This window comes from Flavobacterium polysaccharolyticum (assembly GCF_038739875.1).
Classification (GTDB): Bacteria; Bacteroidota; Bacteroidia; order Flavobacteriales; family Flavobacteriaceae; genus Flavobacterium; species Flavobacterium polysaccharolyticum.
On sequence record NZ_JBCGDP010000039.1, the window covers coordinates 1 to 9,504 of the forward strand.

Below are 9,504 nucleotides of genomic sequence, written 5' to 3' on the forward strand. Positions count from 1 at the left end.
TAAGCGCTATGAATTATCAAACCATTTAGGGAATGTACTTTCTGTAATTTCAGATCGTAGCCTTGTGGGGGCAAATAATACCCTAACCCCAGACGTTCTTAGTTATAGTGATTATTATCCTTTTGGTCAGTTAGTTCCGAACCGTCATGGCTCAAGCGCAGCTTACCGTTATGGGTTCCAGGGGCAGGAAATGGACAACGAAATTAAAGGCGAAGGGAATAGTTTGAATTATACTTTTAGAATGCATGATCCACGTGTGGGAAGGTTTTTTGCAAGAGATCCTCTTGAAGGGAAGTATCCATATTTAACACCATATCAATTTAGCTCTAATCAACCTATTCACGCTAGTGAATTAGAAGGAAAAGAGAGTAGTAATGAGTTAAATGCTGGTGCAAAAATAAATTATCATTTAGGAGGTGGATTTAGTGCAAGTTTATATGCAGGTCTTTCTGCAAAAGGAAATATAGGCGATGTTGGGGGAATGGCATCAATAAATATCGCCGCAACAACATATCAAGGAGGTCCAGGGACTTCACCAATGAGTCCAAGCTTGTTTACCCTTACTGCAAGCCCAGCCTTAACTCTAGGAGTTGGGAATGGTAGTTCAATGAATCTTAATTTATTTAATTCTCAAAGTGGTTCAGGTGTTAATAATTCTTTTGACTCTTCTTTAACAATTGGAGGTAATGCTATTTTAAGTTCTGGAAGAAATAGTGATGGTAGTGGTAGAAATCAATGGTTAGGAGCAACAGCTCTTAAATTAGGAAATATTCAAATTGCTTCTTATAATGATGTTAAAAAAACACCTTTGTTTTTTGGTTCAGGAACAGACCAATTTTGGTCAGCAGGTCTTAATCTACAAGTTAAAAATGGTGATTTAACAGCTACATATTCATTTGATTGTTATTATGGTTTATCTAATAATAAAGCTACATACGATCAAGATAGAATATTAGGAGGGCAAAACTTTGATAATCAAGATATCTTTGATTTATTATTGAATAATGGTATTGAGAAAATGTCATTACAACATTCTAGTTATGGCGTAATACAATCAGGAAGCAATACTGGTAGCGAAACTTTTTGGCCTTCAGATAAAATGCACGACAATATACCTTGGCCATCTATAAGAAAACCTGATGCTACATTTCATCATCTTTTTGTTCCGTACGACAACGGAAGAGCAAAACCATCTCTCTCAAAAATAAGTCGTTATTTTTCAGGTACAACATTTAGCAATTCATTATTTAACTCTAATTAAGATTTTATGTATAAGTATAGCTTTTTGTTGTCAGTCTCTTTGTTATTGCTTAATTCTTGTGTTCCTTTAAGAAAGAACAATGAATATGCAAATGATTTAAAAACAATGAATAAACTTGATTTTTCTAAAAAATACTTTACTCTTTACAATGAAGATGTTGTTGATTTTTCAAGAATAAAGAAAAATCAAGCGTATTATATTTTGAGAAATGGGGCTACTTTTCAATATGTAGTATTTTCAGAGGATAAGTATATTTATGAAACTCCATTAATGCCTTTGTCAATGTTAGGAGAGTCTTTTAATCCTATAAAATTAAATAGAAGCTTCTATTTTATGATAACAAATAGCATCTTCAAAACAGAAGGAATAGCAGCTACAATAGGTGATATATATCCAGTAATTGAAGAAGGTGAAATAAAAGGCGATACAATATCTATGAAAAGAAAATATAATGCAAGAGGTTCTAAAAATGAACACAAATTATTTGAGGAATATGTCTTGAGTCCTAAAATTAAAGTTTATAAAATGGGTGATGATTATTTTTTAGAAAATAAAAAATAATGAAAACAAAGAATTTAATAAAATTGATACACATATTGAATATCCAGCTCTTCGAAGAGTGAATAAGTTATCGTGCGGGCTAAGCAAATGTCTGTGACTTTGCGTATTTTTTAAAAGTTCTTTTAAATCGTAAACGTGATAAAAGTCTCCTGACTTTTCCCGTAAATGTTTTTTAGAAGGATTAGTGTGGCAAAAGTGATAAAAAGCTGCAAAGTAACCGTTTGGTTATTTTGTAGCTTTTTTTTGTTTTTTACGTTTTATTGGTACTTATTAATGTGACAAGTAGACATTAAAACTTGACAAGACGTTTGCAGAAAAAGTTGGGAGACTTTTAGTATGTTTACAATTTTTAAGTTGAAAGAAAAGCGCAAAGTCAGGAGACTTAGCGGAGCTGGGGTTAGTTGAAGAAATTGTGGCTCCGCTCGAACAGATAGAGGTGGTTCGAATGGGAATATTCTGAAAATGAAAACTAGAGGAAATCCCAAAAAAGATTGGTATTGGCACAAAGGAACTGAACATACTAATGCTGGTTGGTACTCAGAATCAGATTACAATCTTACTCAATTAGATTATGAACATGGTCAAGTTTTACCTGAAGCTAGTTTCTATGAATTTGGAGATAGAAAAATTAAAGCTGACGGAAGCAGTGCTGGATCTGGCGATAGTTATTTGTCAGTTGATCAGAAAGGTTATTTAACTGGTAATGGAGGACAAAACTCAATATATTTAGAATTACCGTGGTATTCTCCAGGCGGAATAGTAAAAGGAGTACCTAAAGTAGCTCAATCATTAGCAGCTACAAGTAAGTTGGGTAACTTATATTTTAGAACAAGAGGTTTGGCGTATGCTTATTTAAAGAGAATTCGTTTAAATTTACCTAAAGGAGAATCTCCAATTGCACAATGGACCGTTACGGATGATATATTGAAAAAAGGATGGGATAGAAGTACTGGCTTTATATATAAAGACAATCCTACACATGTCGGGAAGTTCCAATTATTTAAAACAAAAGATGGATATAGAGTACTCGTTAAGCATGTTAAAGATGGTGATATTCATTATCACATAGGAGCTGCAAATGAAAATATCATGTTTAAAAATGCCGATGAAGCTGTAGAATATTTTTAAACTAAAAATTATAAAAAAATTGAAGTAAATCATGCCTATACAAAACTTCCCGGAGAGAAATAGAAAAGAAGATTTAATTTTAAAATTAAAACAACAGCAAGACTTAAATAATATTAATAAGAAATATTTTGATTTGTTTAATGAAGGGTATTTAGGTTTTACATTAATGGGAAATGATAAATACCATGCTGTTTGGCAATTTATTGATCCTGCTGATTTTCCAATATCCCCATATATTAAAAAAAAATTGACAAAAGGGAACGATGTTATGTTAAAAGAAATTACTGATTTTATCGATAATAAAATTAGCACCAATTATCTTTATATAGTAAGAGGAGGAGAAGCTTTGAATCAAGGTCTAATCAACTTGAATAAAGTGATTTTTACTAATAATTTTTATAAATATTTAAAGAGTAAAGATTTTCTTTTTTATGAATTATTTTTAGACGAAAAAAAGGAAAAATTTGTTATACTTTTTGAGGATTTTGAAGGAGAATATTTAAATATCTATTTCGGATCTTTTCTGAAAGACGGAACGGTGTTTTTTTCTCCCCGATTACTATGATTCTTCCAAATAAAAAATCATAAATTTTCTATCTATTTTTTGCGATTTTTTCAATAAATTTGGTTTAGGAAAAACAATAAATCTTGCGAAGGGGAAGAGAGTTTTTTCTCTCTTTCCTTTTAAAAGAAAATATTATTTGATATAGTTTAAGCTACTTGTTTTTTTTCGAACATTTTGTTTTCCCTTATACAAGCACATAGGCGATGTACTAGTTTGTTTCTTACATTGTTAATTACAAGCATTTTGCTTTTTCCTTCTTCTACTTTTCGGTTATAATATATTCTCAACTCTGGATCACTTGTGATTGCCGATAAGGCACACATATGAAGCTGTTTTTTTAGTTTTTTATTTGCCATATAATGGACTTTTGGTTTTGAGCGTACACTTTTTCCTGAGGTGTGTTCAAAAGGTACAACACCAGCATAACAAGCTAATTGACGTGGTGTTGAATATATTGTAAATTCATTTGTAAAACAAATTAAAAACAGAGCTGTTACTTTTCCGATGCCACTAATAGATGTAGTAATCTTGAAGATTTTAGATAGGTTTTCATCTTCATTTATTATTTTATCCAATTGTTTTTCAATGCTTTTTAGATCCAAATCAATTCCTTTGATTGTATTGTTTTGTAGCTTTTCAGAGAGTTTAGCCACTTCTAAATCAAATGATTTGAGTTCTTTAACATTGCGCAACAAAGAAGCTTTTGTAACGACTAGCTTTTCTCGTAAAGATAAAAGGTTTCTAATTTTGTCTACTTCTTTCCTAGGAGCTTTATATAAAACTGCTTCATCAACATTTTTCATAGCATAGTAAGCAATTCTTTCTGCGTCAACTTTGTCATTTTTACCCCTTTGTACACCAATACTACGAATAATCTTTAGAGACATTTCTACCGAGATATCGAACTTAAATGATATTAGATACTTGATAATTAACTTCCCATACATTCCTGTATGTTCCAAGCAAACAAAAGTATCTTCACAAGTAGCACCTTGTTCTTTCAACCATTTGCGGAGTCCTTGAATACCTTTATAATCATTTATAAATTGATTATGAATGGCATTCTGTTTATTCTCATCCAAAATAACAACAGCATCAAAGTATTCTTTTGACACATCAATACCTAAAAAATGTTTAAATTTACCCATAAGAAAAGTTTTTTAAGATTAGCAACCAAACTATTGAATACAATCATAACCTTGATAATAGACCTTGAAATCTGAATTACTATTTGATGCTTATTCAATATAAACTGACAAAGTCCTAATCGGGGGATAAGTCTGAAAACTTTGCGGCGCGAATGGTTCACTTTGTCAGTTTGGTTGTTAGTTTAAATTTACGAATAATTCACTATGCAAATCTAAAGGACGGCGCGAGCATTAGGTAACACAGGGCTAGTGCGAACCTGATGGCTCGGATATGTTCACACAACGATAGCGCGGATTTTCAATCCGTGTCCGCAACGATGAGCCACAATACTACTAAAAACAAAAAGCAACTCTTAACTGGGTTGCTTTTGTTGTTTTATAGCATCGCCCAGCTCTTCGAAGAGTGAGTAAGTTGTCAGTTTGGGCTACGCAAATGTCTGTGACTTTACGTAATTTTTAAATGTTTTTTAAAATCGTAAACGTTATAAAAGTCTCCTGACTTTTCCCATAAATGTTTTTTAGAAGGATTAGTGTGACAAAAGTGATAAAAAGCAGCAAAGTAACCGTTTGGTTATTTTGTAGCTTTTTTGTTTTTTTACGTTTTATTGGTACTTATAAATATGACAAGCAAACATTAAAACTTGACAAGGCGTTTGCAGAAAAAGTAGGGATACTTTTAGTATGTTTACAATTCTTAAGTTGAAAGAAAAGCGCAAAGTCAGGAGACTTTGCGAAGCTGGTTAGGATTGTTCTTTGCAAATTTCTTTAATTTTTGTATCCACTGTTCTATTATTTGTGGATTACTAGGTAGCTAACCTCCAAGAAGTTGCTTTTTGTTGTTGTTTGTTGCTAAGGTTTTATTTTCATTCATAATTATAGTGTTTAAAGTGTAATTTTCAAATAACAAGGAGAAAGGATTGTTCTTAATCGGCTCAGGAAAGCCAGTAGAGTCGTGCTTTTCGCAGCAGGTAATACTTTATTATTAATAAATCAGTTTTTTATAGTACTATAGGAATTCTATTTTTTACTATTTATTTTTAAGTCATTGAATTTTGTTTTATCCTTATTTTTGTTTGAGCAATTAGAATTTTCAATAGTTTTAGTCTTAAACTAAAATGCCAACGTGGCAATTTTGGGTGCTCCATGTGCTCGCTTATCATAATGAAGGTTACTAAAAACATTGCTAAGTTATGTCCTTGTGGTAAAAGCATAGGAAATAACATTAAAGCCCAGCCAGCTCCTACACAAAAGATTCCATGCATAATGCCAAAGTGAAGTGCGTCACGATAAGAAGCCCATCCAAATGCTGCAAGAATAGTATGGTTGTGCCCACGATTTAAATACTTTTGTTTGATGGGAGAAAATTGCCAAATAATTGCTATTAGTCCTACCATAATTGCTGGAAAAAAAGATTTAGGCATGAGTAAGTTTAAACCAATTATTGCTATATTCATTAGTACTCCAACTGCAATCCAAATAATGGCATATCCAAGGACAAAAAGGAATGCAATAAAAAAACGATTGTGTTTAAAACTGGTTTCGTAAATATTTTGAATCGGCATTGCAAGCTTTGGTAACATCATAGCAAATACCATCACTGTCCAGCCTATCATGAGTCCAGAAAACGGATTCATGTCAAGTAACATTTGAAGTGAGTCAGGTGATGGACCTTCTAGCGTAACATGACAATGCTTTACTGACATTATATTGCCTGGATTTAAGAGTAAAATAATCCAAAACAGAATGCTCAAAACAAGAATTACTGTATTGATTGCATTTTTAGTGGTTATCCATTTTTTCATAGATGTAATTATTTTTTTATCGATCTTATTTATGTTATCATTTTTTTGTTGATCTGTAAATACAGTAATTTTTCTTTTTTTTTAATAGATTAGTTGTTAAAGACTATGTCATATTTCTAATTAGGCAGTCCAAAAAAGTGATTTTTGTCAATCTTTTGGTCTAAGTTAATCAGGTGCTAAATCAGGTTAAAATCAATTTAGAATGATTTTTCTTGTGGCTTTTTGGACTGTCTAATTGGTACTATTTTTTATAGGGTATTACAAAAAAACTTTATTAATATCGATTTTATTATTAGTTTTTCTTGCGGTAGATACTGACCCTACCAATGGTAATATCATCAGAGTTTGAAATTGTCTTTTTTGTTGCTATTTTTACATCAAGAGACTCTATATCGAGTCCGCTTTCTAGATGTATGTCGTCGATAATGTTAGTAATATCTATAATAAAGGTTAATCCACCACCACCATGTGCACCATCTATATCACTAGCGTTTCCAAGTCCAAATAGCGAAACATGCCCAGCTTCTTGTTCTTTAATAGACACATAAAGGATGTTAGAGTCCATTGTACCAGTTACATTTTCAAGATGTAAATAAATTTGGTCTGGAATATTTGTTAAAGATGCTTTCAGGAAACTTTTAGGAACAGGTTTCCAGGATTTTTTATCTAATTTTACTGAAGTTTCTACACTTGTTGTGCTTAGTTTCAGGGCACTTTGATTTGCACCTACAAGTTCTATTTTTGATTCTGAATCCATATTTTCTAATAAAGAGGTTGTGGTATTTACTCCAAATTTATTCATTCTTTGTGCAAGTAAACTCTCTAATTGAGGAGTTGCAGTTGTTTTCAGACTTTCGTAAGTATAATTTAGTTTATCTAAATTATCCACATCATTAGGAGTGTATATCCACGAACTTCCATCAGGTTTAGGCATAGCAAATTCTCTTTCTCCAATAGATGCAGGACCATTAAGCCATTTTTTACTATTAGGATTGTTATTTCCATCAGCATTCCAAGAAGCCCACATGCGATCGATGTTGCAATGGTGCAAGTAAAATATTGGATCTAAGCCAGCAGTATTAGGATATGACATCATACCATTATTACCACCCACCATACCATGAACATAGTTATGAGGATTGTTTTCTAGATTACCACTGGTACCTTTACTATGATGGAAGCCTGTTTCTGGCCCACCATACCCTGGAGGAGGGGTTTCAGAATTACTTCCTGTATAGATTGTATTGTTTTGACATTTTTCATTAACTACTTGCGTATCTACATAAACTATTCCGTCATCATTAGGGCCATATCTTGCTGTTACAAATAATGGATTTTCATTTCCGTCGGGTAACTTTTTTTGAGTAAAAGCAGTTGGTATATAGTTTTCATTACCAGTACCAAAATAATTCCAATAAGGTAAAGCCCAATCAGCAGGACCATTTAATTTAATAATTTCAGTACGAATTTGATTTTCTATTGCTATAAGGTAGCCTCGATGCCAGGGTGCAAAATACCAACTTTGATGCTGACATTGATTCCAATATAAATTTATTGTTGAATTATCAGGAAGTGGAGTAGTGGGAACCGAAGGTGGAGTAGGAAACCTTGACCATTCTCTAGTTGAAAAACCATGAATAGCAGCATAGAACCACCAACTTGTAGGATCATTTAATTGTTTGGACATCATTACATTTACCCCTTTAGCATACCAGTAAAGATCTGTGTAATTACCTGAGGGATCTATGAATTCTCCCCCGTTATTCCATGCATTTTTTCTAGTAAAATTTGTCATAATTTATCTGTTTAGTTGTTTATATTTTGTTTAAAAAGCCTATTTTGTGATTACATCATCTAACTAGTTAGCAAATTAGATTTTAGGGCTATAATTATCAGTATTTGAGCGTTTAGGTATTGCTTTTTTTTAGTATGTCTACTCAAATCTAAAATTTATTTAGTATGTGGGTATAGGTATTTCTACCTGTTTTTATTTTTATTTTGTAAATATAAAGAGACGTTTTGCTGTTTTTACGGGAAAAAGTAAATAGAGAAAGTTTTTAGTTTTTTTATAAAAGGTAATCGGTACAAGAGTTCTCGATATTGCTACATAGGCGGACAGGCTATTTTTGCACCAGTTCTTCGAAGAGTGAATAAGTTGTCAGTTTGGGCTGCTCAAATGTCTGTGACTTTGCATATTTTTTAAATGTTCTTTAAAATCGTAAACGTGCTAAAAGTCTCCTGACTTTTCCCGTAAATGTTTTTTAGAATATTTAGTGTGGCAAAAGTGATAAAAAGCTGCAAAGTAACCGTTTGGTTATTTTGTAGCTTTTTTTACGAATGGCAGGAGCTATTCTTATTGTAATATTTTAGAATGTTGATTTAAATTATTGATTTGGTAACGATAGATGTTATTAATTAATTATATTTGAGTATGTTATAAAAGTTATTAATCAAATTTAAACTTTATTGTATGAGTACTAGAGAAGAATTAATTGTTAAGTATGCCTCAGATTTAAAAGAAAAATGTGGAGTAACTCCAGATATGGATTTGCTTACCAAAGTGACTATTGGTTGTGGACCGTCTATTTACAATGCGGATTCGGCTACGGTAGCAGGAAGTCAGCCTTCAGAACTAGAAACGGTAAAAAAGAATTTCTTGATAGGGAAGTTAGGACTTTCTGATGGTCCAGAACTAGACGCCGCCATCGATGCTGTCATGGAAAAATACGGACGATCGAATACTAATAAATACAGAGCAGTGGTCTATTATTTATTGACGGTGCATTTCAAAAAAGAAAGTATTTATAATTAATGCGTTTGAAACTAGCGCCTGACAGGTTTTATAAACCTGTCAGGCGTAAAAAATCATAGCAGTTGAATCGCGTTTAATTAAAAAGAAGCATGGTAAAACTGAGGCCACTGAAAAAGTCTTTTTCCGAGTAAATTGACAAATAAAAGGAGTAGAAATCTTAGGATTTTTACTCCTTTTTTGGTATGTTTAGTTGTAATTATAAGGTTTTTTAGATGTTAGTACAACAG

General features: G+C 32.1%; 8 protein-coding genes. 5 read left to right on the top strand and 3 right to left on the bottom strand.

All coding sequences use genetic code 11. From position 1 onward, the window contains the following. From WFZ86_RS19800 to WFZ86_RS19815, 4 genes are all read left to right on the top strand, one after another. A partial coding sequence (locus tag WFZ86_RS19800; protein WP_342693559.1) for an RHS repeat domain-containing protein occupies nt 1–1,261 on the top strand: 1,261 nt, incomplete at its 5' end. A gap of 6 nt (nt 1,262–1,267) precedes the next feature. After that, complete coding sequence (locus tag WFZ86_RS19805) at nt 1,268–1,822, top strand: hypothetical protein (RefSeq protein ID WP_342693560.1); 555 nt, start codon at nt 1,268–1,270, stop codon at nt 1,820–1,822. Between the two features lie 462 nt (nt 1,823–2,284). Beyond that, a complete protein-coding gene (locus WFZ86_RS19810; protein WP_342693561.1) occupies nt 2,285–2,950 on the top strand; it encodes a hypothetical protein in 666 nt (221 codons plus the stop codon). 31 nt (nt 2,951–2,981) lie between these two features. Further along, nucleotides 2,982–3,515, top strand: coding sequence for a hypothetical protein (locus WFZ86_RS19815; protein WP_342693562.1), 534 nt, complete (start codon nt 2,982–2,984; stop codon nt 3,513–3,515). A 146-nt stretch (nt 3,516–3,661) separates the two neighbouring features. On the opposite strand, the gene WFZ86_RS19820 is transcribed toward WFZ86_RS19815, so the two are convergent. The 3 genes from WFZ86_RS19820 to WFZ86_RS19830 all read right to left on the bottom strand — a co-directional run bounded on the left by WFZ86_RS19820 (nt 3,662) and on the right by WFZ86_RS19830 (nt 8,260). Next, nucleotides 3,662–4,663 carry an IS110 family RNA-guided transposase gene (locus tag WFZ86_RS19820; protein ID WP_342693563.1) on the bottom strand — a complete coding sequence of 334 codons (1,002 nt, stop codon included), beginning with the start codon at nt 4,661–4,663 and terminating at the stop codon, nt 3,662–3,664. Nucleotides 4,664–5,700: 1,037 nt separating this feature from the next. After that, the gene (locus tag WFZ86_RS19825) at nt 5,701–6,465 is read right to left on the bottom strand and encodes a copper chaperone (RefSeq protein WP_342693564.1); all 765 of its coding nucleotides are present in this window, start codon (nt 6,463–6,465) and stop codon (nt 5,701–5,703) included. A 292-nt stretch (nt 6,466–6,757) separates the two neighbouring features. Then, complete coding sequence (locus WFZ86_RS19830) at nt 6,758–8,260, bottom strand: tyrosinase family protein (protein ID WP_342693565.1); 1,503 nt, start codon at nt 8,258–8,260, stop codon at nt 6,758–6,760. Nucleotides 8,261–8,935: 675 nt separating this feature from the next. Between WFZ86_RS19830 and WFZ86_RS19835 the strand changes: the two genes are divergently transcribed. Continuing rightward, nucleotides 8,936–9,277, top strand: coding sequence for a DUF2853 family protein (locus WFZ86_RS19835; RefSeq protein ID WP_342693566.1), 342 nt, complete (start codon nt 8,936–8,938; stop codon nt 9,275–9,277). Nucleotides 9,278–9,504 lie beyond the last annotated feature (227 nt).